Annotated in this window: 18 protein-coding genes and 2 tRNA genes; 5 read left to right on the top strand and 15 right to left on the bottom strand. The window is 40.8% G+C overall.

Annotated elements, in window-relative coordinates; genetic code table 11:
• Nucleotides 1–26 precede the first annotated feature (26 nt).
• From IPI99_00265 to IPI99_00290, 6 genes are all read right to left on the bottom strand, one after another.
• Nucleotides 27–101, bottom strand: a tRNA-Val gene (locus IPI99_00265).
• A 141-nt stretch (nucleotides 102–242) separates the two neighbouring features.
• Complete coding sequence (pckA, locus tag IPI99_00270) at nucleotides 243–1,835, bottom strand: phosphoenolpyruvate carboxykinase (ATP) (protein MBK7338940.1); 1,593 nt, start codon at nucleotides 1,833–1,835, stop codon at nucleotides 243–245.
• Nucleotides 1,836–2,030: 195 nt separating this feature from the next.
• Nucleotides 2,031–3,185, bottom strand: coding sequence for a HAMP domain-containing histidine kinase (locus IPI99_00275; protein MBK7338941.1), 1,155 nt, complete (start codon nucleotides 3,183–3,185; stop codon nucleotides 2,031–2,033).
• A 133-nt stretch (nucleotides 3,186–3,318) separates the two neighbouring features.
• A complete protein-coding gene (locus tag IPI99_00280; GenBank protein ID MBK7338942.1) occupies nucleotides 3,319–3,597 on the bottom strand; it encodes a T9SS type A sorting domain-containing protein in 279 nt (92 codons plus the stop codon).
• Nucleotides 3,594–4,487 carry a LamG domain-containing protein gene (locus IPI99_00285; GenBank protein ID MBK7338943.1) on the bottom strand — a complete coding sequence of 298 codons (894 nt, stop codon included), beginning with the start codon at nucleotides 4,485–4,487 and terminating at the stop codon, nucleotides 3,594–3,596. The genes IPI99_00280 and IPI99_00285 overlap by 4 nt, the downstream gene beginning before the upstream one ends.
• On the bottom strand, nucleotides 4,406–7,264 hold the full coding sequence (locus tag IPI99_00290; GenBank protein MBK7338944.1) for a hypothetical protein: 2,859 nt from the start codon (nucleotides 7,262–7,264) through the stop codon (nucleotides 4,406–4,408). The genes IPI99_00285 and IPI99_00290 overlap by 82 nt, the downstream gene beginning before the upstream one ends.
• Nucleotides 7,265–7,395: 131 nt before the next feature.
• Here IPI99_00290 and IPI99_00295 point away from each other — a divergent pair, with 131 nt between their 5' ends.
• Both IPI99_00295 and IPI99_00300 read left to right on the top strand, forming a co-directional pair.
• Entirely contained in the window at nucleotides 7,396–7,809 is a 414-nt protein-coding gene (locus IPI99_00295) for an SET domain-containing protein (protein ID MBK7338945.1), read from the top strand.
• A 54-nt stretch (nucleotides 7,810–7,863) separates the two neighbouring features.
• A complete protein-coding gene (locus IPI99_00300; protein ID MBK7338946.1) occupies nucleotides 7,864–8,769 on the top strand; it encodes a DMT family transporter in 906 nt (301 codons plus the stop codon).
• A 5-nt stretch (nucleotides 8,770–8,774) separates the two neighbouring features.
• Here IPI99_00300 and IPI99_00305 read toward each other — a convergent pair whose 3' ends face one another.
• The gene (locus tag IPI99_00305) at nucleotides 8,775–9,521 is read right to left on the bottom strand and encodes a hypothetical protein (GenBank protein ID MBK7338947.1); all 747 of its coding nucleotides are present in this window, start codon (nucleotides 9,519–9,521) and stop codon (nucleotides 8,775–8,777) included.
• Nucleotides 9,522–9,891: 370 nt separating this feature from the next.
• Nucleotides 9,892–9,964, bottom strand: a tRNA-Arg gene (locus tag IPI99_00310).
• Nucleotides 9,965–10,076: 112 nt separating this feature from the next.
• Between IPI99_00310 and IPI99_00315 the strand changes: the two genes are divergently transcribed.
• Entirely contained in the window at nucleotides 10,077–11,588 is a 1,512-nt protein-coding gene (locus tag IPI99_00315; GenBank protein MBK7338948.1) for an amino acid permease, read from the top strand.
• On the opposite strand, the gene IPI99_00320 is transcribed toward IPI99_00315, so the two are convergent.
• A complete protein-coding gene (locus IPI99_00320; GenBank protein MBK7338949.1) occupies nucleotides 11,585–13,027 on the bottom strand; it encodes a RagB/SusD family nutrient uptake outer membrane protein in 1,443 nt (480 codons plus the stop codon). The two genes, IPI99_00315 and IPI99_00320, sit on opposite strands and share 4 nt — an antisense overlap.
• Before the next feature lie 71 nt (nucleotides 13,028–13,098).
• Complete coding sequence (locus IPI99_00325) at nucleotides 13,099–16,275, bottom strand: SusC/RagA family TonB-linked outer membrane protein (GenBank protein ID MBK7338950.1); 3,177 nt, start codon at nucleotides 16,273–16,275, stop codon at nucleotides 13,099–13,101.
• 224 nt (nucleotides 16,276–16,499) lie between these two features.
• Between IPI99_00325 and dusB the strand changes: the two genes are divergently transcribed.
• Both dusB and IPI99_00335 read left to right on the top strand, forming a co-directional pair.
• On the top strand, nucleotides 16,500–17,519 hold the full coding sequence (dusB, locus tag IPI99_00330; protein ID MBK7338951.1) for a tRNA dihydrouridine synthase DusB: 1,020 nt from the start codon (nucleotides 16,500–16,502) through the stop codon (nucleotides 17,517–17,519).
• Nucleotides 17,516–18,934, top strand: coding sequence for an HD domain-containing protein (locus IPI99_00335; GenBank protein ID MBK7338952.1), 1,419 nt, complete (start codon nucleotides 17,516–17,518; stop codon nucleotides 18,932–18,934). The genes dusB and IPI99_00335 overlap by 4 nt, the downstream gene beginning before the upstream one ends.
• A 112-nt stretch (nucleotides 18,935–19,046) precedes the next feature.
• On the opposite strand, the gene IPI99_00340 is transcribed toward IPI99_00335, so the two are convergent.
• From IPI99_00340 to IPI99_00360, 5 genes are all read right to left on the bottom strand, one after another.
• Nucleotides 19,047–20,516: a hypothetical protein gene (locus tag IPI99_00340; protein ID MBK7338953.1), complete on the bottom strand. Its 1,470-nt coding sequence runs from the start codon at nucleotides 20,514–20,516 to the stop codon at nucleotides 19,047–19,049.
• Between the two features lie 207 nt (nucleotides 20,517–20,723).
• Nucleotides 20,724–21,992 (bottom strand): PQQ-like beta-propeller repeat protein, encoded by a 1,269-nt coding sequence (locus IPI99_00345; GenBank protein ID MBK7338954.1) that lies wholly within the window; start codon nucleotides 21,990–21,992, stop codon nucleotides 20,724–20,726.
• Between the two features lie 110 nt (nucleotides 21,993–22,102).
• Complete coding sequence (locus IPI99_00350) at nucleotides 22,103–23,104, bottom strand: amidohydrolase (GenBank protein MBK7338955.1); 1,002 nt, start codon at nucleotides 23,102–23,104, stop codon at nucleotides 22,103–22,105.
• A 47-nt stretch (nucleotides 23,105–23,151) separates the two neighbouring features.
• Nucleotides 23,152–23,562: a RidA family protein gene (locus tag IPI99_00355; GenBank protein ID MBK7338956.1), complete on the bottom strand. Its 411-nt coding sequence runs from the start codon at nucleotides 23,560–23,562 to the stop codon at nucleotides 23,152–23,154.
• A 98-nt stretch (nucleotides 23,563–23,660) separates the two neighbouring features.
• Nucleotides 23,661–25,322 (bottom strand): Omp28-related outer membrane protein, encoded by a 1,662-nt coding sequence (locus IPI99_00360; GenBank protein ID MBK7338957.1) that lies wholly within the window; start codon nucleotides 25,320–25,322, stop codon nucleotides 23,661–23,663.
• Nucleotides 25,323–25,511: the final 189 nt, after the last annotated feature.

The raw sequence follows: 25,511 nt of genomic DNA on the forward strand, positions 1-25,511 counted from the left end.
CTTGAATTTGTCAGTTTAACCAACAGTGGGTGTTACTGGGCTCGAACCAGTGACCTCCGCCCTGTCAAGGCGGCGCTCTGAACCAACTGAGCTAAACACCCTTTATTATGATCAACTCCCTTTTTGGAGATCTTTTGGATGAAAGGGACACAAAGATACACAAGTTTGGCTGTTCTCCATCTAGCATCATTGCTCGCAAAATTCGTCCAAAAAAGCTTTATCCAGAACCCTTACGCAGCAAATTACTTCTGATTCGGAGCCGCTGCTAATATTGATGCGCTGGCTTTATTTTTATATTTTTCAAAATTGGTATTAAACAAGCCTGCCAGCATATTTGCCTGTTTATCATAGGCCTCTTTATCCGTCCAGGTATTTCTGGGATTGAGAACTTCAGGAGGAACATCGAGACAAGATGTAGGATAGCTCAAACCAAAAATATCATCCTGAGCAAACTCGACATTCTCCAGCTGACCTGCAAGTGCTGCTGTAATCATTGCCCTGGTATATTTCAGTTTCATCCTGCTGCCCACCCCGTAAGATCCGCCTGTCCAGCCTGTATTGACAAGCCAAATTTTTGGATTGTAGCGCTCAATTCTTTCTCCCAACATCTGCGCGTATATGGTTGGATGCAAAGGTAAAAAAGGCGCTCCGAAACAAGCTGAGAATGTAGCTTTTGGTTCTGTTACCCCGGTCTCTGTACCGGCTACTTTAGCAGTGTACCCACTGATAAAATGATACATAGCCTGACCTGTAGTAAGTCTCGATATCGGAGGTAGAACACCATATGCATCACAAGTCAAAAAGAATATATCGGTGGGATGGCCTCCTTTGGAAGGCTTGATCGCATTTTTGATATGTGATAATGGGTACGATACCCTGGTATTTTCAGTAATAGATGCATTGGTGTAATCCGGCTTGTTCGTACCGGGATAGAACACAATGTTCTCTAATATCGCTTCAGGTTTGATTGCATGGAAAATGTCCGGTTCCTTTTCTTCAGTTAAGTCAATCGTTTTTGCATAACACCCTCCTTCAAAATTGAAGACTCCCTGGTCAGACCATCCGTGCTCATCATCACCTATCAGACTCCTGTTCGGATCAGCCGATAAAGTGGTCTTTCCGGTACCAGATAAGCCAAAAAACACTGTGGAATGTCCATCGGAACCTACGTTGGCTGAGCAATGCATGGACAATACCTGGTGTTGAACCGGTAATACAAAATTGAGAATGGTAAAAATTGATTTCTTAATCTCTCCAGTATATCCACTGCCACCGATCAATATTCTCTTGGATTTAAAGTCGATGATAGAAAAATTATGTTGGCGCGTTCCATCCACAGTCGGATCGGCATGAAACCCGGGAGCGCAATAAATACACCAATCCGGTTCAAAGCCTTGCAATTCCTCTTCCGTAGGTCTTATGAACATATTGCCTGCGAACTGAGCACTCCATGGATATTCTGCAAACACTCTCACAGAAATCTTATATCTGTCATCTGCACAGGCAAAATTGTCCTGCACAAAAACATCTTTTCCATCGAAATAAGCTGCAACTTTCAACAGCAATTGATCAAATTTTTCCTGTGGAAAAGGCTTATTGAACTTGTTCCAATCTACCTTATCGTGACTGACCTGATTGTCAACTGTAAACTTGTCTTCAGGGCTCCTGCCCGTAAACTCACCTGTCCGTATACAGAGCGCTCCGGTATCACTCAAAGTAGCAATATTTCTGTTGATACTTTGTTGAACCAGCTCTTCAGGGCTAAGTTGGTAGAAAATGTGTGAAGGATTAAGGATGTGGTAATTATTGAGTTGGATTTGATTTTTCTGATCCATGGTGCAGCTATTTGTATAGTCAGCAAATGATCGGCAAAGCTACATGCCATACGCGAATTAAGTATCTCTACCTCTCTTATTATCACTCATATTAACATATACTTAAATTTGAGTAGGCGTTTTCCCGATTTTGTAGATGAAAAATTTAAGATCTCATAATTTTATTGCTCTCATTGACGGAGCAGAAGTGCAGGATCACGGTTGGTATACCGGTAGCTGGATGCAGAAAGTGGTACCCTCTCCAATCTTTGATTCTTTGACGAAAATTTTACCCCTGTGATAATTTTCTATGATACGCTTTGCGAGAGACAACCCAAGTCCCCAACCTCTTTGCTTTGTCGTAAAGCCGGGTCTGAAAATTGCATTGTGTTTTGAACTGGGGATACCATGACCCGTATCTTTGATTAAGATGTCAATATGAGTCTTTTCGTCGATACAATCTACGCTAATTTTTCCTTTCCCATCCATGGCATCCAAAGAATTCCGCAGGATATTTTCAACGACCCACTGAAAGAGATTACTATTGATCATCACTTGGGGGTCACAGTCAGAATGTGCAAAAAATTCGTACTCTATCGTTTTGGGAGACCGAGCCTGCATGTATTCCTTACACATCATGAGTTGCTCCCTGAGGGAACTCGCCGTCAATTCCGGTTTGGATCCTATTTTGGAAAAACGATCTGCAACTTGTTGCAACTTAAAGCTATCTTTTTGCAGTTCCTTGAGGATTTCTTCTCGTTCTTCTGGAGTGATATCATCGCTCATTCTCAAATTCTCAATCCAGCCCATAATCCCGGAGATAGGGGTACCCAATTGATGAGCAGTTTCCTTTGCCATACCAACCCATACACGATTTTGCTCCTCCCTTCTCGAAGTGTTGAAAACCGCATACCCGATCAGTGCATAAGCTACGAGCAGTATGAGTTGGAACCATGGAAAATAATTGAGCAACTGCATCGTCTGAGGATGCTTGTAATAGATATATCTCGCATATCCAAAGCTCTCTATTGGTGGTATGCCTGTTGATTTGAATTCTTTGAGTAAGCTGACTGTATCTTCGTTAAAATTGCAGTTGATCACATCCACTACCCTACCGGTCTCGCTCACCGCAAGTATGGGAATGTCCTTGAGCGATGCTAGAATTTGTTGGTGAAAGGTAAAATCGGCTTGATTATCTGTATTTCTTGTCAGTTCCTCCATCGTCCTGGCGTAGATCTGCATTTTTTTCTGTTCTCCTTCCTGCAGCTTTTTAGCCAGATAATTAGCGAATAGCCAGGGAATTAATAAGATTACAATCCCTACAAGGAACAAATATATTTTCCAGCGGCTCGTTTTTTGATACAAATCCATTTTCAGTTAACCAAGCTCATTTCTGCATTTCAGTATCAATTTCAATGCCGCAATCAAACGGTCTTTGATAGAGTTTTATTTCAATTTACAACCTCAGTCCTTCATAGCCCGTTTTCGTAAACATTTGAACAGATCAATATTTAATGAAAATGGTCCTTTTTGATGCTACTTCGATGATATAAACTCCAGAAGCTAGTTGGGTCACTCTTATGGCATCACCTTGTTGGTAGTCCTTTATTTCCTTCGCAACCCTCCCATCCGAATGGAGCACTTTGAGCTTGTAACTTTCATCCTTGCCAATTTTAAACACTCTGATTTCCTGAGTGGCCGGGTTTGGTACTACCTGTAACTTTCCTACTGAGGCAGATGGATCTGCTACATCCACAAAAGGATTTTCAAGCAACTCGATCAAGTATTGACCGTTGATGTCCGGAATATTGGAAAACTGACCTTATTCTTTGATAAATCAAGGGACTCACCGACTGCTACAGGAACCCATTGATTGAGATGCGCATTGGCCGGATCGCGATGATATAGGCGAATGAGTTCAGGATGGTACCTGTATTGTTCTAAAACCAAAGCCGGCAACTCGAGGATGGCATGAGCAGCAAGCACATTTTGATAAGGTCCAAAATTTCGGGCAATCCAATACATGGGAAGGAATGTCCCCTTGGTGCTCAACATTGAATCCGGAAATCCCTGCAATGCGTTTGCAGACCATAGAATTTTATCATTAACCCCAGTAGTTATTTCAAGACCAAGCCCGCAGCTTGCAAAATCGTTTGAACCCGTCTGCAGCATTCGCAATTCACCGGTACCATTGGAAGCTGGGATAGTAGAGCTGATTTTTTCAGCAGCTCCAATCAAACCGTGACTCGTTCCCACACGATTGTACGCAGTGGTTTTGTCATTCTCATTAAACTGATAGTAAGCCATCAATCCGGCTTCTCCTTCCGGGTGGATGAGATGCATATTTTGACGAATTTCGGTTTCTGAGAGTGATCTGTTATACAACTTGAGCTCATCGATTTCTCCTGTAAAATCACCGCATTGACCGGGAACTCCTTTCCCTACAACCCATGGTGTTTTCGAAAAATCAAATCCTCTAAAATCACCTTTTCTTGTCCATGATTCACCATTAGCATACAATCGCACTGAATCAGGATAGACCACCATAGCCACATGCGTCCATTTTAGTGTGTCCAGATTGAAGGACGAGGTCAGTTGATAAGGTACATTCTTCCAAAAAAAGTGAGATTTCGCGTGCGCACGTAACCCTGAAAAGCAAATCCAAAACCAAATCCCACGTTACAATCCCAGTTTGAGATAATCTGTGTAAAACAATCCTGAGGCCTGTCCAGCTTGATCCAGGCACTTACTGTAAATCCATCAGCTCCTTCAAATTGCGGGATTGCAGGAATGGAAACCTGATCTCCTGAAGCCGACATATCCAAAGCTTTCTGCGCTGTTGAGTCTATGCTGCATTCATCTGTCAGTATAGTTATCATCTTGGGAAATGCGCGTGAATCTCTGTCATTTCCATGATTTACAGTGAGTTTGACGTCATACGTACCTACTCTGCCATATATAACTTTAGGTCGCATGGCATGGATATCACTGACGTATGTAGCTCCGGGAAACTCCCACTCCCAAGTGGTTGTACTATCCAAAGTTAAAACACTATAATCGGCAAAATAAAATGTATCCCGACTACAGGAAGTCAGCTGCTTGTCTACAGAAGCCTGCGCCAATGGTTTTGATTTTTCGTATAGTTTCGCTTCCCATACTCCTCCACTACTACCCATTATTATGGATTCATCCCTGTAAAATGCTTTGATCCCTCTGGTATAGTGATTTACCGCCAGCCCCTCACTATGGGAATCCCAATCTGACATCTCTTGATTGCGATAGTAGACAAATCCACCATTGCAAGCCAAATACAATCCGCCTTTTGTGCCATACTGATATGCGATGGCGGATATCGTTTTATCGGCCAACACTTTAGTAGTGAGATTAGACCAGGTATCACCCCCATCTTTTGACAAAAAGACCTTGTTGTTTGCATCTCCGGTCAAAAGTGCAAGATAAATTTCATTCTCATCCGTCGGGCTGACAGCAATAGTGTGTACCCTTCTTTGTCCGGCACTCGGCCCGGCGGGATTATTCAGCTTTGTAAACGTCAGTCCCCCATCTTTAGATTTGAAAACAGATCCATCTCCTCTGGGATTGTTGCGTATGGATATATAAATAACTTTGGGATTAGATCTACAGATTTCAATAGTTTCAATATTGTCATCAGAAAAAGCACTAGAGTAAAGTAACTCATAGCCTGCACCATTATTCTCACTTTTCCACAGTCTATTCCCTTCACTAAGGTACACTCTATTGTAACAATCAGGAGCCCACACCATCCTACTTCCATGCATCTGATAATAAGATTCATAGGGAAATTTTGATGCAGGTATGGAGTGGTATGACCAACTCGTATCATAATTCAAAGGCATCTGATAAGCTCCTATGTCAGAGAAAAAAACCTGACGGTTGTTGATCGGATTGACATATCCCGTAGGGCTTTCTGCTCCCCCCATCCGAAGGAATTTATCTTTGTAATTTTCATGATAGACTGTATTCCCATTGTGATATCGTCCACCGACAAATATCTTCTCGTACCAGCCGAGATCAAAACCCCAAAAATCAGATCCATTCAACCCGAAATTTGTTGCTTTTGAAGCAGAAGTCTCTTTAAAAAAGTCTGTGCTGTAAATCACACCTCCATCAGTAGTAATCCAGGATTCAGCCGCTACGGAAATGCAAGATTGGACATCAGGGTGCAATGCAAAACTTCCTCCATATCCACCTAATATTTTGAAACTGGCCCCACCATCTGTGGATTTGAAAGCACTTGCCGTACCTGTAATTACCTGATCAGCATCGGTTTGTGATGCCATGATCGCCAGGTCGTAATACCCTTGCCAATTTTCCATAGGCAGTGTCGTGGAAGTATATCCTGAATAACTTCCTGTATTGTGTATTGTCCATGATTCACCTGCATTATTGCTCCTCATCAAATAAGGTCCTTTCGTCGTTGTCAGGCAGATGACGTACACTCTGCTTGGATCCGCAGCAGAAACAGCCATGCGGGCGCCACCATCTGCTAAAGCGTGCCAACCACTATTTTTCATAGTAAAATCTTTGCCTTCATTGACTGATTTCCATACTCTGTATTGTTTAGGAGAGCTGTTCTCTCTCAGGCAGTAGACTATAGATGGGTTCGTGGGATGGAATTTGATATCGCAAACCGGCTCCGTACTCAGACGAGTCCAGTTCTTACCTGCGTCTGTGCTGCGATAAAGTCCCTGATTACTGCCCGCAAGCACAATATAAGGCTTTTTGGGATGAGCTACAATTTCGTAAAATCCAACACCTGCAAGATTGAACACGTCTACCCAGGTATTTCCACCGTCAGAACTGCGCCTGATCGCGCCGTTTGTACCTACATACATTGTATCCGGATATAGTGGGTTTATAACTATTGCTTCAGTGGCCAGAGAATATTCTTTGCCAATCTGTTTCCAGTTGGCACCTTTGTCTATCGATTTATAAAGGCCACCTGTTTCAGCAGCAGCCACCATAATATTTGTATTAGAGAGACAAACATCCATTCTGTAAACGTTGACTTGCCAGGGACAGGCTTCTCTGTTTTTCTCCAGAAAAAATGTTTCCATATCGTAAACGTTCCAAATTGGTGCAGAGCGAAATGAATTCGGCGCTTTGGAGCTTTCATATTTGCGCATTGGATCAGAGGAATCGACAGTGCCGTCAGGAAGCATAGCAGCCTGATGTTTCATGATCAATCTTTTATAAAAACGGGTATAGTGATTCTTCTCGAATGGGTGGTTTTTGTAGTAATCCTGAAATGCAGCGTCAATTTCCAACAGGTTCAATGGCTGCTTATAAAGTAGAAGAGCCCAACTCGGCATGTCATCTGTCTGAGCTGGTAGATTGAGTGTCAAAGAAAGTTGTGCACCTGCTTGCGATATAATTAGTATCAGGAAAACTAAACATAATTTGAACTTCATCCTAAAGAATTTTATCTTGCAAATATAAGTCTTACAGAACAGTTTATCAGGAATCAGGTGCATTCATTGGCATTCTATTTTCCCCGAACATAAATATTGTGCAACTCTTATCTTTGATCATTCAATTTTTTATGAACGACAAACAAAAGCTTATTCAACAACTTCAACAATCAGAATACATTGCATTAAGACCTTCATCCATTCATGGGATTGGAGTTTTTGCTTTAGTTGATATTCCTGCCGGTTGTAGAGACCTTTTTGGTGAAGAAGATGGGCAATGGCAAAAATTGGGTTTTGAAGAAGTCGATCTATTGCCCATTCATGTTCAACAATTGATAGAAAATTTCTGCTTATTTGATGAAACATCCTACTTCGTTCCTTCACATGGTTTCAAAAAAATGGATCTGAGTTTGTATCTCAATCATTCTGATCAACCAAATGTGGTGAGTATAAATGATGGTGAATTTTTTGAATCGACCAGAACAATTTGTGCGGGTGAAGAGTTGTTTGTCGATTACGGAACCATTTGTGATAGTAAAGAGTAAATTACCGGATACCATATTTTCCACTAACGCCATACATCGTTTAAACTTGTAAAAATGTCAAACAGGCCTGATGCCAAATCATGGGCAATACTGATCCTCCTCACCCTTATTTGGGGCTTCAGTTATTATTTCATCAAGCATAGTTTGATCTCATTTTCACCTACACAGATTTCTGCATTGAGAATGATCATCAGCTTTGTCATGCTGATACCCTTTATTCCCCATGCTTTTAAAAAAATATCTTTTGATAAATATTGGTCTATTTTCGTTTGTGGATTTATAGGGAGCTTCTTGCCTGCTTTCTTATATCCATTTGCACAAACTAAAATCTCCAGCAGCCTTGCTGGAATCATCAATGCATTCACGCCTATCTGCACTTATAGCATCGGGATACTATTTTACGAAGTGGCTAAGGAAAAATCAAAAATTGCTGGTTCCATCATAGCATTGTTGGGAGCAATTATTTTAATTGGATTCAAACCGAATGCAAGTTTCAAAGCAGAAGGTTTGTATGTCTTGATTGCTTTTATCGTACCTTTTCTTTATGGTTTTAATGGTAATATTTTAAAGTCAAAGCTTGCCGGAATATCAGGAGTGCCATTGACTGCATTGATGTATGTGATGATGGCCGGTTTAAGCATTCCTGTGGCGATCTATTCCGGTGCCTTTAGTCAGATTCCGGTCGCTATCCAATCCGGAAATGCATTTTATCATTTACTTGCGTTGAGCGCATTTGGATCAGCAATTGCAATGGTACTATTCAATATCTTGATCCAAAGAGTTCATATCCTTTTTGCAGCTTCAGTCACTTATTTGATGCCATGCGTTTCGCTCATAGTCGGTTGGCTAGACGGTGAGCAGATAGGATGGAATGACATTGCTGGCTTTGTATTTATTTTGTTTGGAGTATTAATCATCAATCAAGTGATCCGATGGAAATCTACAGAGACTGCTGTTTGAAAATTTCAGTAACATCGAAACCAAATTCCTCGATCAGCTTTTTGTCTTTTCACATGGAGAATCCAATAATAATTATCTAAAATAAAAATTCTCTCAAACATTTTTGATTGAGAAAAAATAGCTTCTTTCAAAATATTTTGTACGATTTGATCATTTTCCTCACCCCAGGATTGAATCGTTTCCACTTTAGTGACATGTAGTCCCAGATCGAGATAAACTTTGAATACTGCTTCATGATTCTCATTTATATTTTTACCTCCGAGCTGATATTTTAATTTACTGTTGACATCATCTTCATTCCATTCCATTGCTATAAATGGAATTTTTGCATGTTCCTGTTTCTGAAGTTTCAATAGCAAATTCATGATCTGTGTCAACTCGGATAATTCCAGTTCGTTTATGTACACAACCAAGCTACACTTATCAATCATAACATTTCCGTTAATTTTGGACCCAAAAATCAGTAGCCGGCTCCCGATAGGAAAATATCGATCACCACATGCGCTATGACCTGAAATAGTTCCACTCACCAGTATTGACTGAAATGGACTTCCTTTGAAACTTTGCTCTACCACCACTTCAGATTTATAATATCTATCCTTAGCAGAGTTGCTGTACGCTGACTTAATTTCAACGATAGCTACGGCGTCGCTATAGATATAATTCATTGAAACATTGCGCAGATGACAAATATAGTCTGCAGGAACATCGGCGAGCCACAGTTGAAAAATAACCAGAAAAACCAATCTCATAATAGATTATAACGATTCAAATAGGTGATTCATCTTCGATAATAATATTTTTTTTCGGCACCATTCGAGATGGATTGACAATCTTATTGAATTGATCGACTTTAAACCAAATTTTGCAGCAAAAAAATGGCTGTATCTTCTCTGGTTATTTGAAACATTCACACAAGCAAATTCCGGATTGAGGACCGGGCGAATAAAGCAAACATCCATGCAGCTCATACGGTTTATATTCAATTTGAAATTCCAGGCACAATTCATTACAAATCAGACCTATAAACATTATATAATTCAATAATAAATAAAAAATATTAATGCAGGAATCAATTTGGGATAAGGATAATGCTCAATTTTTTTGCAGTTTATTGAAAAGTGATCGGGGAAGGAATCGAACCCTCACCATCAGAGCCGAAATCTGATATTCTAATCCGTTGAACTACCCGACCAACTGAAAGCAAAGGTAGTATATTCTCTATAAGAAAAAACAAAATCCTAAAAATGCAACTGACTCGCAAACCATTCCGCAGCTGAGGATTCTTACCCGGCATTGCTCATTTGATGGGTCACAATAGGATTTTCGCTGCATGTCGAGAAAACACTATCTTGTCAATCAAATTACAGGAAGTGCAAACCAAAAAATTAAATTTAACCGACGGTATCATGCTGGTAACCGGTTCTATGATTGGATCCGGAATTTTCATCGTAAGCGCAGACATTGCACGAAATCTTGGAAGCGGTGGATGGTTGTTGATGGCGTGGTTGATAGCGGGATTGATGACGATCATGGCAGCTCTGAGTTATGGCGAGCTTGCGTCTCTGATTCCAAATGCAGGAGGACAATATGTCTATCTTCGGGAAGCATATAATCCTTTAGTTGCCTTTCTCTATGGGTGGAGCTTGTTTGCTGTCATCCAAACCGGAACAATAGCTGCCGTTGGTGTGGCTTTTGCTAAGTTTACTGGTGTTTTCGTCCCGGAATTGAGTGAAAAGAACATCTTGCTGCAGATAGGTACATTTAAACTCTCAGCTGCTCAACTATTGGCCATTGCCTCAATAGTTTTTCTGACCTGGTACAATACTAGAGGATTACGCGCAGGATCGACATTTCAAACTGTTTTTACCACTGCCAAATTACTTGCATTATTTGGTCTAATCCTGCTAGGATTTGTCTTTTTTGACTCTCATATCTGGTCTCAGAACTGGTCATACTTTTGGACTGCCCACTTAGTAAAACCCAATGAAGAAGGATTGCTCTCCCTGCAAAGTCTCACAGGAATGTCATTACTGATGGCTATTGGTGTATCAATGGTAGGGACGCTTTTCTCCAGTGACGCTTGGAACAATGTCACCTTTGTAGCAGGAGAAATGAAAAATCCTTCTCAGGACGTGGCTCGGTCAATGGTGATCGGAACGCTGATCGTCACAGGTATTTATATCCTCACCAACATCGTCTATCTGGGCTTGCTTCCTCTGGTCGGACAGGCGAATGGCGTTGATGTCATGGAACGAGGTATACAGTACGCCCTTTATGATCGTGTCGGGACTGCTGCTGCCCATCAGATCTTTGGTACGATAGCCGTCTTCATCATGGCTGGCTTAATCATGGTATCAACTTTTGGATGCAACAATGGATTGATACTGTCTGGGTCGAGAGTTTATCGAGTTATGGCTCTTGATGGTTTGTTTTTCAACAGAGCTGCCTTACTCAATGCCAAGGGTGTGCCTGCCTGGGCATTATGGATGCAATGCATCTGGGCATCTGTTCTCTGCATTTCTGGCAGGTACGGAGATTTATTAGATTATGTGGTTTTTGCTGTTTTAATATTTTACATTTTGACCGTCGCAGGTGTCATCATCTTGCGAATCAAAAGACCTGATTCAAATCGACCCTACCGCACTCCTTTCTACCCTTTTATTCCCCTAATATACATAGCATCAGCACTCGTCATCTGCATTATACTTTTGGTCAAAAAACCGGAATATACCTGGCCAGGCCTGGGAATCGTGCTCCTTGGAATTCCTCTTTATTATTTCATTCTCAAAAAGAATCCTCCGGAGCAGCTAGATTAGTTTGGAACACACAGTTTATTTGTTGTCAACTCACCACTTGGAATAGGCCACATATAATTCTTTGCTGTAGGCGGCACTTCAGGAGCCAGACCTATGCTTCCAGTCTTTGAAGGCAGTGCAAGCCCATTGCGTTGGATATCTTGCAGGCGCAATCCTTCTCCCAGAAATTCGATCCTCCTCTCCATCAATATCGTCTGGACCAAAGCATCAGAAGTGGATACTTGATCATTAGGAAAAACATACTGAGCTGATGATCTGTGGCGCACAGAATTCAGCAGATCCAAAGCAAGAGTCAGTTGGCCCATCTTTGCCGCTGCTTCAGCATAGTTCAATATCACTTCTGCATATCTCAATACAGGAACATAGTCTCTGAAAGGTGCCGTCGTGATGCTAAATTTCTTTAAAATCCTGTGCTTTGCCGGACTCAGTCCAATCAAAGAGTTCCTTGCGTCATCAGCAGACTGAAACACTTCATTTGCAACAATTCCCGCCGGCGTCAAAAACAATATAGGTTGGGTCACATAGTTGAAAGCAAGTGCATACTGTGCAGCTGGTGTTTCAGTAGTAGAATTTATAAATGGAATAGAAAATATTGACTCCACACCCGTATAGCTTCCTGTAAATAATGCAGCTACAGAAGGCTCCAAAGCATGAATAGTAGCTCCTGCCGAGAACTGGTAAGGCGGTGACGAAGAAACTATTTTTGAAGCTTCCTGGATGACTTTATCCGGCATATTCATATTCAAATAGACCCTGGTCTTCAAAGCTACAGCGGTGGCCTTGTGTGCCCTTGATTTATTGAGCGAAATACTTGAAAAACTTACTGGCAGGTCTAGTTCTGCTTCATCCAGATCTTTGATAATCTGATTGTAGACTTCCTCTACAGGACTGCGCACCAGATCATTGTGTCCTGAAGATCTGATAGCGGCCAATCGCAGCGGAATACCCGGTGCGGATTTATCCACGAAATAAGGTTTTGCATATGTTTGGGTAAGGATCAAAAAAGAAAGTGCTCTGACAAATTTTGCTTCTGCAATGTAAATTTTTCTTAGACTATCGCTCACCACATTTGAATTCTGCAAATTCTCCATGAGTAGATTTGCTGAATTGACTGCGGAATATGCAGCAGACCATACATCATTGATGTACTCATTTGTTGATGCCACATTCTGATTCCACACTGCAGAACCTGTCGCAGCGTTTCCATCATTCTGCCCAAATTCATCTGCTCTTTGTTCATTGAAAATAATCCATCTTCCTCCATACAAATTTGGATTTTGCAACTTGGCATAAAGATTATTGACATGCGCTGCAATTTTCGTAGGTGAATTGTAAGCTTCGCTCTCCGGAATACTGGTATTCGGATCCAAGTCCAGAAACTGGTCATTGCAAGACATCAGCAAAAAGACAAGTAATACAGAAAATACTTTATAAATCATGGATATTTTTTTTGAAATAAAAGTAACGGAATTTGACATGACAATTTTCTATTTAATGTTGTCGATTAAAATTAAAAACCAACTTGAACGCCTGCGGAAAATACCTGTGCATTCGGAGGAACATTTTGATCTTTCCCGGAATGTATAGAATTACCGTTGATCGAAATTTCGGGATCGGATCCTCGATACTTGGTTAAAGTGTACAGGTTGACGGCCTGCACATAAACTCTTGCACTACTGATTTTACCTTGCAATTTTACATTTTGAAGTGGTACATTGTAGGCAAATTGAATATTCTTTAATTTTAGATAATCTCCTTTCTCAACTTTTGAAGTCGCCGCAAATGAAAAACCTGAAGAGACATTATCCGTGTATTGTAATTTTGGAATCTCTGTAATATCACCGGGTTTTTGCCAACGGGATTTAATGAAAGTACCACTATTAAAATATCGACCATCAGAATTGGTCGCTCTTGTTCCATTGTATAATAAATTTCCCCCCACAAATGTGAGATTGATATTCAACTCAAAATTTTTATATTGGATATTGTGATTCCATCCGCCAAAAAAAGTCGGTAGTGATGGTCCCTGTATGACACCATCCTTGTAGTTATCGATTGCAGGGGCAGGACTCCCATCCAAATAGGTCCATTTTGGCGATCCGCTGTGATTATACTGCACCATCTTGCCTTCACTATTTTGAAAGATCATGAATCCATTGTCAGGATTGACACCGATGGCAGGAACTGCAAAAATAGATCCAATGGAATAACCAACTCTTGTCATATTTTGAACTCCAAAAATGCTCGGAACGTACACATCACTCACCAAAGAAGTAACTTTATTCTTTAGAGTAGAAAAATTGAGATTCGAATACCAGGACCAATCCTTATTTCTGATCAATTGACCGTTGAGTGCAAGTTCGATTCCTTGATTGTACATGCTCCCAATATTTTCATTGATATAATTTCCAGGGATTCCTGCTGATAGCGCTTGCGGTGATTTAAGTACCAATCCGTCGATGAGATTTTTGTAATAATCTATCTCAATTGATATACGATCTTTGAAAAAATGAAACTCAGCACCAATGTCCATTTTCTTGCTGGTTTCCCATTGAAGATTAGGATTGCCGCTTTGAGCATATTTTAATGTGGGAAGGCCTCCGTAGGTAGCAGAATTGTAAGCGCCAATTGCCGGATAATCTCCGATTTCACTATTTCCAACAATCCCATAACTACCTCTTAACCTTGCAAAATTCAGGATATTTTTAAGATTTGAATTTTTGAAAAATCCTTCATTATGGATATTCCATCCGACCGAAGCTCCTCCAAAATTTCCGAATTTATTTCCATCAGCCAGGGCGGACAATCCATCTCTGCGAAAGTTTAAACTTGCAAAATACTTTTTTGCATAATCATAATTAAATGTTGAAAAATAGGACAACAAAGCATTCTCTGATAAGACATTTCCTATAGGTGAAATATTCACAAATCCTCCCTGATAGTTTTTATAATATGGATCAGCTATATTGGACCTCTCTGCTCCCCAGGAATCTATCGTAGTTTTCATTTGTTCGTATCCAACCAACAATTCCGTTTGGTGAACAGACTTAAATACTTTTTGATACTTCAATGTATTTACCCAGTCCGTCCTCAGATATTTAGTTGAAATATTGCTTGCAATTCCGTTAGAAGATGCACCTCCACCATGTATCGGATTATTAAAGGTCCGATTGTCAGTGAGTAGGTGATTAATTCCATAATTCATTTTGAAACTCAATCCAGGTAGAATACTCAGCTCACCAAAAATATTTCCAAAGGCGAGATTATTTTCAGAAGTGTTGACGTCATTATCCAGTATCCAAGCCAGATTGTAAGCATTGATGGTACCGATCGTTGATGGATTATTCAGTCCGTAACCTACACTTGTACCATTCTGTATGTGATAGGAGCCATCAGCATTGTATACAGGAACATTCGGGGGCAAAACATAAGTCATCCTTCCCAGTGGCTCATTGAAAATATATTGCGAATTATAAGCTGAAGAGGACAAAGTATTGCTCGGGATCGCTCCTGTCATAGGCCCGGTATTCTTGCCATTTGCGTAAGAAAGACTAGCTCCCGTATTGATAAAACTGTTCACCTTTTGATCCAGGTTTACTCGGAGTGAATATCTCTTATAGGTATTCGTCTTGATAAAATTATCCTGATCCAAATATGCTAAGGAAAAATAGTATGCTGTATTCGAGTTGGCACCGGAAGCGCTAAAATGGTGAGAATGCGACCATCCGGGTTTAAACGCAACATCGAACCAGTTGGTGCTCACCACACTGCCGTCGGGGTTGGTCATGAGCTTATATCCCGGAGTTCTACCGGTATTCACCATAGCTTCATTTTTGATCGTGACATAATCTTCTGCTCCGAGAAGTTCAGGGAGATTGTATGGCTTGCTTACAGAAACCCATGCATCATAATTGACTCTGACGCGTCCTTTTCTTCCCCTTTTTGTGTTGATCACCATGACACCGTTGGCGGCACGTGATCCATAAATTGCTGCAGCAGAAGCGTCCTTTAGAATGTCAATTGAGGCGATATCCTGCGGATTGATTTCTGCCAGAGGATTATTTCCTATGACACCGCCTATGGCACCAACAAACATGCTCACTCCATCTACTACTACTAAAGGGAAAAGACCACTTGTAATGGAATTGAGGCCTCTGATCCGAAGTACCGGAGTATTATTCAGAGCATTGGTAGGCTGGATGAGGTCAACACCCGGAGCTACGCCACCCAGCAACTGATCAAAACTCAAAGCAGGACGGGTCAATATTTGTTTTGAAGATAAATTGGCTACAGAACCGGAAAAATCGCTTTTTCTCTGAACTGTATAACCTGAAGTAATGAGGACTTCTTCCAGTTCGGTTTGCAACTCCTGCAACCTGATCAACACGGGCTCTGAATTGTTGATTTTAAAATTTTCACTTAGATATCCTATCCTACTGATGTTAAGCTGAAGGGGAAAGCGTGGAGAGATCAACAAGGTGAATTCTCCCAGTGCATTAGTAGTCGAATAAACAGCTTCAGCAGAATCGACCACAATGGCATTTTCTACAGGCAATCCCGTCACATAATCTTTAACGACCCCTTTCAGATTGATTTTTTGAGCTTGAAGGCCGTAAGAACCTATGATTATCAAAGAAAGACAGAGTAAGAGATTTTGGGTATAGTGATATGTTTTTCTGCACTCCATGAGAATTGAATTTTGCCATAAAAGTAAGGGCAGGGTGATCCATAACATCCATTCATATTCCAATTTCGGATAATGTGGGGATAATCCAAGCCTTATATTATGTGAAACACTGAAAATAATTGACAAAAAGCTTCTCTACATTCCAAACCCTTCAACTTTTGAAGAGTTAACCTGAGGGGATAAAATGGATCAAGATCGGGTAAATGAGCTAACTTTGTCCCCGAATGTCTGTGCAAATAGCTACTATAGATCTTGGGGATTTTCCACTCCTGCTTGCGCCGATGGAGGATGTAAGCGATCCACCATTTCGCGCAGTGTGCAAAAGACAGGGCTGCGACCTGATGTATTCCGAATTTATCTCCGTCGAAGGACTGATCCGGGATGCAGAGAAATCGCTCAAAAAGCTCGACACAGAAGAATCCGAAAGACCAATAGGCATTCAAATTTTTGGCTCGGAATTGAGCTCCATGGTGCAGGCAGCCCAAATCGTCGAAGAAGCCAAACCCGACTTACTGGACATCAATTATGGATGCCCTGTTCAAAAAGTAGTGTGCAAGCTTGCAGGTGCTGGTATCCTGAAAGATATTCCAAAAATGGTAAAACTGACGGAGGCAGTTGTCAAAGCGACATCATTACCTGTTACCGTCAAAACTCGATTAGGCTGGGACGATAATACGATCAATATTGAAGAAGTCGCCGAAAGCTTATTCGATATTGGAATCAAAGCCCTCACCATCCATGCAAGGACTCGTTCACAAATGTATAAAGGGGAAGCTGACTGGTCTTGGATTGCTAAGGTCAAAAACAACCCTCGAATTCAGATTCCCATATTTGGCAATGGAGATATAGACTCCGCTCCCAAAGCATTGGAATATAAGAACAGATATGGCGTTGACGGTATCATGATCGGCAGAGCCAGTATCGGATACCCCTGGATTTTCAGAGAAGTCAAACATTATCTCAAAACAGGAGAGTTATTGCCTGGACCAACAATGAGCGAGCGCCTTGAAGCTGTCCGGATGCATCTCGAACGATCTATATTATGGAAAGGTCCCAAAGTAGGAATCGTCGAGATGAGAAGACATTATACCAACTATTTCCGCGGCCTTCCCCACGTAAAAGAATTTCGCAACCGCTTGGTCACCGAGTTTGATCATATCCAAATCCTTTCCATTCTGGATGAAATGGAAAACGTCTATGCCGGCCATGATCTGATCACAGACCAAAACATGTGTGCAGTATGATCCTGAAATTGAATCCTCTGGAGAAAAAGATTCTCGAACTCATCGAAACTGCAGGCCAAAGGTGTGAAATTCCGGTCTATGCCATCGGCGGCTTTGTACGCGATAAAATTATCGGAAGAGAGTCAAAGGACATAGACATCGTCTGTCTGGGCAATGCGATACGCCTGGCAGAAGAAGTATCTTCGATGCTGCGACCGATCCCGAAGCTTAATTTCTTTGAGCGATTTGGTACGGCCCAGATCAGACACAAGGATCTTGAGATTGAGTTCGTAGGTGCCAGAAAAGAGTCCTATCATCCGGACTCAAGGAAGCCTGAAGTGAGTACAGGGACTCTTGCTGATGACCAGCTGCGCCGAGATTTTACAATCAATGCCATCTCTATCAGCCTAAACCCTGAGAATTTTGGAGAAATCATCGATCCATTTGACGGACTGAATGATATCAGTAAAAAAATTATCAAAACTCCGGTACCTCCTGAATTGACATTTAGCGACGACCCTTTGCGGATGATGCGCGCGATAAGATTTGCAACACAGCTGGACTACAAACTGGATGAAAGCTGTCTGGAAGGGATCAAACAATGCAAGAACAGATTAAAAATTATTTCAAAAGAGAGAATTTCCACTGAACTCGAAAAAATCATCCTTTCCAGGAAGCCTTCACAAGGATTTATTCTCTTGAATGAAACAGGATTGTTGGAACAATTTTTTCCGGAATTGGTACAACTTATCGGTGTAGATTACCACGAATCGAAAGGACACAAGGATAATTTTTATCATACACTCCAGGTACTGGATCAATTGTCACTAAAATCAAACAATCTTTGGTTGCGCTGGGCAGCTATTCTACATGATATTGCAAAACCGCAAACAAAAAAATTTGAACCCGGAATCGGTTGGACCTTTCACGGCCATGAAGTACTGGGCTCAGCTATGGTGCTGCGCATCTTTAAGAATCTGAGATTGCCACTGGACAGCAAGCTCAAATATGTGCAGAAATTGGTGCGTCTGCACCTTCGTCCGATAGCCTTGATTCAGGAAGAAATCTCCGATTCCGCAGTGCGCAGATTATTGTTTGATGCAGGTGAAGATTTGGACGATCTCATGACGCTTTGCGAAGCGGATATCACGAGCAAAAACGAATCTAAGGTCAAGCGGATTCTGACTAATTATCAGCTGGTCAGACAAAAATTACACGAAGTCGAAGAAAAGGATCGCATCCGAAATTGGCAGCCTCCGATTACCGGAGAAATGATTATGAGCACTTTCGATATCAAACCCGGCAAAGAAGTTGGTCTGATCAAAACTGCCATCAGGGAAGCTATTCTCGATGGTCATATTCCCAATGATTATGAAGCTGCGCATGCGCTTATGCTTCAGCGAGCTGATGAACTGGGCTTGGAATTGAAAAAATAAAATGGACTATTCTATCAGCAGTTTTTTTCTGAATTGCACTTCATGGTTCTGATCGCTAATTTCAATCATATAGATGCCTGCCGGATAGGATCTTGTATCCAACAATAGTTCGTTATTTTGCTGAAGGCTCATAGTATTTACTCTTGAAAAGACATTGGCCGGTATTGTTGTAAAGGCTGATCCATACATCCCTTTCATTTGTGTTGTTCAATCTGACTATCGCATAATCCGTAGCAGGATTTGGATATATACTGATAGACGAACCGATGGGATAGGATTGTACAGAAATCACCAACGAGCTGTCACATACCGGATAATGCCCTAGCCTGTATTCCGGAAAAAACGGGACAATACCTGCATGCGTCGATGGCAACTTCAAATCATGCTGCCTAAAGTCGCAGGCCTTACCTTTCTCATCAGGTCGATGGATCACGTGCAGTGCATCGATACTATTGCGACAGTTCATGTATATCTTGCAGTCGGGTCCGAGTTGCATTCTTCCCAGCCATGTAGGGAAAAAACCCTTCGACTTGTAACCGTCGTAATGCCCTATATGCTCCTCACTACCCTGTACATCCGATGCCCACAGATCGTATTGATACAGATCATAGTAAGTGCTTACGTACAAGAATCTCCCACTGGGCGAAAAACAAACTCCACCGTCTCGTACCGTTGTGCTATCTCTAAATCTTATCCTCCTGTGATGGCTCAAAATTCCTGTGTTTCTGTCGAAGTCAAATACAGATATACTGTCGTGGAGTTGTGATCTACGAACCATGGTTTCCCCATTTGAAGGATCAAACAGCAATATACCATCAGCATTATCGTATTTATGAATAGAATCTCCTATATTGGTCTGGACAAAGGGGCCATAGATGCTGTCCTGCCTCAGCAGAAACCGTACATACTCATTTTTTACCAGTCTTTTTAAAATGATCCACCAGTCAGCCCCGTTCTTGTGCCTTACTGCACCTATTTCTGAAGAAATTGATGTATCTAGTAATATTGCGCGATTTTTAAACACCACTTTGCCCTTTCCGAAGTTCTGCCTGCCATCTATGAATGTATGCCTGCAGGCATCAGAAAATATATTTGTAAAATTGTCAGTATATACCAATGAAGTATGAATCAGGTGATAAGTGTCCTCTTCCGCACCTGGCAAAAACAGGGCAGATGTTTCTCCCGCATTGTATCCCAGTGCGCAGTTGTGCTTGTGTATCAATCCCGGATTAATATTGTCTCCATTCAGCACCAGATCATAATCCGAGCCTTCTATCTCACATCCGTTGGTATAATACTTGAGATTGCCCTCTTCGTCGATGATCATGGCATTGGTATAAATCATTGTGATGCTCCTGATGACGCTATCTATCCTGATCTTTTTCTGTGAAGACTTTTCAAAATCGATGACGATCAGATTTCTGCCATACTCTGACATCAACCAGGTATGGTCATTCATACCCTGTGAATACGATGAAGATATCCAACCACAAAAGAGAAGGGTCGCCGATATCTGCAGCGAACCCTTCACGGAGTAACCTTTACTCTTACGGCAACTTGTCAAATTTTCGAATATATTCATTTCCATCTTTCATTGTAATTCTGATTAAATAAATCCCACTGTAGCTCATATTTCAACTGAAAAAAAATTTATCTCAATCACTCTTTTATTCCAGGGAAATTCATCTCAATCCAATGACAGACTTATCCATTGCACGGTACCAGATATTATAATTTTAATATAATAATACCTCATCATTACTTTCTTAGGCAATGATGATGTTCAGCTTTACTTTGGCAATTTGATACACATGTGAAATATCCTGTCATTGCTATACAGATAGTCCGTCTCCGGGTCTATGGCTATACCGGACAATCCAAAGGATGCATTCGAGTACCTAGGATAGTTACTTGGAAAGTAAGTCCAATCATACTGACCACTACTCACTCTTATCCTCCTGATCACACCCAAGCCATCTTGATCTGTCTCGTAGTACACATAGCCCTTGTGATAGACCATATTACTTTGTGAAGATCCCGCATTTTCATTGACCCAAACTTCTTTACCGGTATATTCATCCATTGCAAACATTTGATCAGATTCACTCTTCAAAATATACTTACCCTCTGCGAGGATAGCATTTGCCCTGAAAAATCCTTCTCCGGGAAAATATCTGTTCCATATCAGGCTGCCATCGTGACAACTGAAGCAAAATGCCTCATTGCTGCCTTGAAAATAAAGCCTGTCTTCATTTACAATAATCGGGAATACACTGGTATTGCCGGTGATCGTAAATGAATCTACCCGCCACTCCATCTTACCCAATGCCATATTGTAGGCATACAGATCGATCCTCCTCTCTCTGTTCTTAAAGTCATACTGACGATTCTGAAAAAACATGATTTGCTCTCCTTTGGTGTTCTTCCAGAAGGCAAGCGATTCGAAGCCGGCTTCAAAGCTACCCTTGTCTTCGATCGTCAGGATTTCTTCTATTTTATAATTGATCATATTGATCCGAATCCAGGTATTAGCATAATCTTTACGTGGGTTACTATTTTGCTGGACTGGTACATAGAGCCACTCCTCATTGCCACCTATTCTAGGTAGGCCTTCATATCCCAAATTGCGAAGATTAATTTTGTGAAGAAACTGGTTTGTAGACAGATCTAGAAAATAAATCTCATACCAATCAGTTATGGCACATACATTATTATACTGATATCTTGCCCCTGATTTCCAGTTTTGGCTCGTGGGATCAAAATAAGTATTCAGCAATGCTCCATTTTTTTTATCAAACATTAAAAATACATCTGCGATGTCAGTTCCTCTTCTACTGAATAATACCGTATTTTTATACAAAATGGGTGTCATTGAAATGCATGAATTTCTCAAGGTATCTGCATTGTACTGCCACACGATATTGGTATCCCCCTTCTTTGAAGTATCCACAGGATTTGGATTGCATGGTGGATTTATACAATCCGGGGGATCGGGATGACAAGCAAAAAAACCAAAAACTAATTGAATCAAGATTAAAAGTCGGATTATTCTTATCATGTCAAAAAAATTATTTCATGAAGTAAATTTTAAGCTATACTTCATCGTTCATAAAATCGATTCAAAAACAGCAAATGCAATTCAGGCAAAATGCTCTAATCAAAATTACATCATAAACTCATACCCAACCAGGATTCTGCAGATTTATAATTCAGCCATTCTTTAATTTCAGTTGTAAAAACTTTATTTTTCTCAAATAAATTTCCTGGTGGATGCTCCCCTAATGGGAAGGGATAATCTGATCCCATAGCGACTTTCTCCACACCAAACAATTGAATTAACTTCTGTAATATCTCAGCATCAAGAACCAATGAATCCACCCAAAATTTACCTAAATACTGATCAGGATGAATATCGTTGCGGACTGCAACCAAATCGGGTCTCATTTCAAATCCATGCCTGATCCGGGCATAGCTCGCCGCAAAGGATCCGCCGCCATGAGCAAATGCCACTCTCAATTTTTTAAATTTTTCAAACACTCCCCCAAAAATCATTGAGCATATCGCAAGAGAGGTCTCTGCAGGCATACCCACTAACCAAGGCAGCCAGTATCGAGGCATTCTTTCTGCTCCCAACATTTCCCACGGGTGTACAAAAATTGCAGCAGATTCTTCTTCTGCCGTTTGATAAAAAGGAAATAAAGCGGCCTCATCCAGGTTCCAATCGTTTACGTGAGAACCAATTTCCACACCTGCCAATCCAAGATCATTCATACATCGTTGCATTTCCATACACGCCAACTCCGGATCCTGCAAAGGCACTGTACCCAGACCTATAAATCTATCAGGAAACAAACGCACGACCTCTGCTATATGATCATTGAGGTAACGAGAAACATCATAGGCATCTTTAGCATTTGCCCAATATGAAAACATCACCGGCACAGTACTGAGTACCTGAATATTGACACCTACTTCATCACATTCCAGAACTCTTTGTTTTGGATCCCAGCAATTAGAGGCAATCTCACGAAAAAGTTTCCCATCTTTCATCATCCGTGCTTTACAAGGTGCATGATGATCCAGTTGGATAAAACCGCCATATCCAAATTTTGAAGCCCAGTCCGGTAGCTTCTCCGGTAATATATGTGTGTGAATGTCTATTTTTTTCATCTGGCTTGTGCGGACTTTAAATTCTCGTGCATCAAGATCACCTGCTCTTAAAGCTTTTTGAATGCGATCGCTTTTATTTCTATTAAAAGATGTGGATGTGGCAATTGGTGCACAGCCACAGTGGTTCTCGTAGGTCCGTTCTCATCAAAAAATTCAGCGTATGTCTCATTATACAATTTAAAATCGTTCATATTCACAAGAAATGTAGTTAGTTCCACAATATTCTGGAGATCTGCATCTACACTTTGCAAAATATCCTGAATATTCCTGATGACCGATCTGGTTTGCTTGACTATATCAAGACTTACCGCTCCGAACTCATCTGCCGATGCTCCATCTATAGTATTATCCGGATTGCGTGAAGAGGTACCTGAAACAAAAATAAAATCCCCAACTCTTTTTACATGTGGAAATTTACCCCTTGGTTTCGCTTTGTTTTGCAATACTTTCGACTCCATGAATGAATATGAGTTTTTGAGGACAGGATTTGATGGTATAAAAACGGCTTTTGGAAGATCATTTTTCCTCCAAAAGCCGCATTTTAAAATTGGATATATTACTGAATGATCAGTTTTTTAGAAAATACGCTCTTCTCATTCTTGATCACCACGAGATAAACTCCCGGCTCGGCAATTTGTATATTTTTTACTGATTGTATTCCTGCATTTGGAAGTAAACCATTCATTAGTAATTTGCCTTGAGAATTGTATATATAGTAGTTCAATATACCACTCATTTCAGAGATGATCTCTACATTTCCTGTACTTGGATTTGGGACTAAAATAAATTCCGTTTTACCGGCATCAATATTTTCTGAACCGGTCACGGTAGAATATGTAGTAAACATATTGATCGATTCTCCTGGTTGAATGACACTCCCAGTTAACACTTGCACTCCACTTTCGTTGAAAAGTTTGTAGGTCGCATTGACTGATGTGTGTTGATTGTAGGCATGCACAGTAAAACACTCTTTTGTGTCCAAATTCAACTCATAAACTTTGTTATTTTTATCAGCAAAAGGCCCATCTTTTAAAATTATAGTGCCTGCACTATTTTTGATTTCAAAGCGGATCAATTTAGGATCTGAGAAAGCTTTAAATTCGAATCTGGATTTTTGTGTAGTTTGCACCGGAAGTTGGAAAGCTAGAGAGATTTGATTTGCCCCTGCAAAATCATCCTCTTTTCCGTTTACTTTTTTTATGTTTATCAAAATTGCATTTTGTTGTGGATAATATTCGGGTACTTCCACTGCATTTAGGTCAATTGTTTTTTCAGCCAAAGTGTTGATTGTTCCATTCCATTTTATCTCTGACTTTGGACCTCCATTAGCAGAAACTTCAAAAACGAGTTCATTGATCGTTTCCGTTCCAGTATTGATGATTGTCACTGTAGGATTTATCATTGAACCACAGACTACATTGGATGTAGCATTTGCGCTCACATTTGCTCCTTTTATACTTGCATCAACTCCGGTGTTCACAGGAAAATCGACCTCCTTATGTTCTGCATTATCTACATCTTTCGAAGCGTCATCTTGAACGAAAGCCGCTATTTCAAGATTCTTGAAGTTGTATAATTTATCAAACTTGTAATGAAATGAATATTCTTTAGTATCTCCGGCATTCTCCAAATCAGTCAGTGCTGTGCCTGAGGGATTTGGCAGATACTTTTTCATAACATGATGAAACTCTTTTTCTCCATTTGTACCTGGAGGAGTGGTCCATGAGATTACTTTTTCCAGCATTGCTACACGCAGTACCGGTCTGTTCAATTTTGTTCCTTTTAAACTGACATTGACGAAGACGTCGATCTCATTATAGTTCGGATCTAATTTATAGTTGATTTTAACTTCGTATGACGCCGGTTTTGTAGAACCTTCCTCCAGAGACTGATCAGAAATAAGATCTGTAGAGGCACCCTTAATACCATCTACCGCAGAATTAGGAACTGAATTGATTCCATAGTACTGGACTCTCGTGGAGACTTCCCCCGGATTGTCTTTGTTCATCGGATCGATACCCGGCCAACTGACCTGATGCGTGATCCTTACAATTTTGTCTGCATGGCGTTCCATGATGGGATGAATGATAGGATTGACTTGTGCACAAGGAGGGCAAGAAGCCTGAGTAAAGTGCTCAACAAGTACTTTGTGTGTTGTCTGTCCAAATAGGTAAAGACCGGACAATAACAGAATTGCTAAGGAGTAGAATTTTTTCATTTATATTGGTTTAATATTGTGCTAATAGTATCGACTGCTTTATGGAATATTCGTGCCGATATGCGAAGTTAGGTTTTTTTTGAATATATAGTAGTGCTAAAGCATGAGGAGTTATTTCTGAACAATTTGTTTTAAGTTTCAAACAACAAAGGAATGTCAGTCTGAATGCATTGTCGGTGATTTTCCCAA

It is taken from the genome of Saprospiraceae bacterium (genome assembly GCA_016710235.1).
In the GTDB taxonomy this organism is placed as follows: Bacteria; Bacteroidota; Bacteroidia; order Chitinophagales; family Saprospiraceae; genus Vicinibacter.

What these genes read in the sequence shown, in the direction of transcription:
- dusB (MBK7338951.1), top strand. Translation starts at nt 16,500, where the DNA reads ATGTCTGTGCAAATAGCTACTATAGATCTTGGGGATTTTCCACTCCTG.
- pckA (MBK7338940.1), bottom strand. Translation starts at nt 1,835, where the DNA reads ATGGATCAGAAAAATCAAATCCAACTCAATAATTACCACATCCTTAAT.
- IPI99_00340 (MBK7338953.1), bottom strand. Translation starts at nt 20,516, where the DNA reads ATGAATATATTCGAAAATTTGACAAGTTGCCGTAAGAGTAAAGGTTAC.
- IPI99_00315 (MBK7338948.1), top strand. Translation starts at nt 10,077, where the DNA reads ATGGGTCACAATAGGATTTTCGCTGCATGTCGAGAAAACACTATCTTG.
- IPI99_00305 (MBK7338947.1), bottom strand. Translation starts at nt 9,521, where the DNA reads ATGAGATTGGTTTTTCTGGTTATTTTTCAACTGTGGCTCGCCGATGTT.
- IPI99_00335 (MBK7338952.1), top strand. Translation starts at nt 17,516, where the DNA reads ATGATCCTGAAATTGAATCCTCTGGAGAAAAAGATTCTCGAACTCATC.
- IPI99_00320 (MBK7338949.1), bottom strand. Translation starts at nt 13,027, where the DNA reads ATGATTTATAAAGTATTTTCTGTATTACTTGTCTTTTTGCTGATGTCT.
- IPI99_00295 (MBK7338945.1), top strand. Translation starts at nt 7,396, where the DNA reads ATGAACGACAAACAAAAGCTTATTCAACAACTTCAACAATCAGAATAC.
- IPI99_00325 (MBK7338950.1), bottom strand. Translation starts at nt 16,275, where the DNA reads ATGGAGTGCAGAAAAACATATCACTATACCCAAAATCTCTTACTCTGT.
- IPI99_00355 (MBK7338956.1), bottom strand. Translation starts at nt 23,562, where the DNA reads ATGGAGTCGAAAGTATTGCAAAACAAAGCGAAACCAAGGGGTAAATTT.
- IPI99_00345 (MBK7338954.1), bottom strand. Translation starts at nt 21,992, where the DNA reads ATGATAAGAATAATCCGACTTTTAATCTTGATTCAATTAGTTTTTGGT.
- IPI99_00350 (MBK7338955.1), bottom strand. Translation starts at nt 23,104, where the DNA reads ATGAAAAAAATAGACATTCACACACATATATTACCGGAGAAGCTACCG.
- IPI99_00300 (MBK7338946.1), top strand. Translation starts at nt 7,864, where the DNA reads ATGTCAAACAGGCCTGATGCCAAATCATGGGCAATACTGATCCTCCTC.
- IPI99_00275 (MBK7338941.1), bottom strand. Translation starts at nt 3,185, where the DNA reads ATGGATTTGTATCAAAAAACGAGCCGCTGGAAAATATATTTGTTCCTT.
- IPI99_00290 (MBK7338944.1), bottom strand. Translation starts at nt 7,264, where the DNA reads ATGAAGTTCAAATTATGTTTAGTTTTCCTGATACTAATTATATCGCAA.
- IPI99_00360 (MBK7338957.1), bottom strand. Translation starts at nt 25,322, where the DNA reads ATGAAAAAATTCTACTCCTTAGCAATTCTGTTATTGTCCGGTCTTTAC.